This is a genomic window from Gilliamella sp. A7, assembly GCF_002142015.1.
Taxonomy (GTDB): Bacteria; Pseudomonadota; Gammaproteobacteria; order Enterobacterales; family Orbaceae; genus Gilliamella; species Gilliamella apis_A.
In genome coordinates this window covers 1-1077 of sequence record NZ_NASN01000108.1, presented here as the reverse complement: position 1 = coordinate 1077, position 1077 = coordinate 1, and the positions used below count along the sequence as shown (strand labels likewise).

At 24.5% G+C, this 1077-nt stretch carries 1 protein-coding gene; it reads left to right on the top strand.

Going from position 1 to position 1077, the window contains the following annotated elements; genetic code table 11:
- Positions 1–350 precede the first annotated feature (350 nt).
- Positions 351–803, top strand: a complete 453-nt coding sequence (locus B6D18_RS12350) for a hypothetical protein (protein ID WP_086364702.1) — start codon at positions 351–353, stop codon at positions 801–803.
- Positions 804–1077 lie beyond the last annotated feature (274 nt).

Sequence of the window (1077 nt, the reverse complement as noted above, 5' to 3'; positions counted from 1 at the left end):
TTACAGCGCTATAATAAATTTTACTTAATTTCTATATGTATATGAATATATACTGCCGAGTAGGTTTTTTAAGCTATTAATTTAAGATTTATATCTGAAATATAGAATAAAATGACTCATTTCTATGTTATTAACATAATAAGTCAGTTTGTTGGTTATGTTAGAATCAATTGACAGTTAGTTACATTTTAATCATTAAGTAATAAATATCAATTTCACTAGTTCTAAATTGCTTTTTAAATAATATTAAATTAATCTAAATCATTAAAAAACGCTATTATTAAATAATCTTCCAAAGGATGAACAAGGAAGTTTAATAATATTTTTAAGGATTAGAGGTGTTAAGCGTTATGAAATATTTGTTTAAAGATTCAGTATTGATCGGTATCTTTTTCATATTCTACTTTAGTATGGACATAAATTATTATGTTGTTTTAGAAAATCCTCGTTCGTTTATTAGCAAAACAGGTAAGCCAATTGTTGATATTTTATTTGCTATGGCGATTGTAGTTGAAATTATTTTCTTTCTTTCAATGTTGATAAAACTATTTGTTGTTAATAGTACACATTTGTTAACCTCTTATTTAGGATTAATTTTAGGGCTAGCATTTTCTTTTGTTTGGCTATTTATTTTATATGTTTATTTCGATCATGAAAATAACGGCTGGGGATGGGATGGTTTAGAGTTTCTTGTTTGGGCGTTTTTGCCTGCGATTGGCAGCTTTATAAGTTATGTTATTTTAATACTTATCAGAATGTTATATTCTTTATATTGTGTTTTATTTGTTGAAGGATCTAAATAATATTTTTTTGATTAACTGTCATTTTTAGATATTGCTTAAGAGAATTATTTAGCCATCTAAAGTAGAATGAATAACTGATTATTAAGCAGTTAAATATTAATTTTATCTAAGTGTAACCATATCTAATTGGATGGGATTTTTTAGGTTAGCAGTAAAGTTAACTTAAGTTTTTAAGGATTAATTATGCCAAAAATTATTAAATATTTATCCAAAGATAAATTATGGATCTGTCTTTTTGGGGTTGCTTATTTGACATTTATAGTTACTTTTAATA

Coding starts and splice junctions, on each gene's coding strand:
- B6D18_RS12350 (WP_086364702.1), top strand. CDS start 351: ATGAAATATTTGTTTAAAGATTCAGTATTGATCGGTATCTTTTTCATA.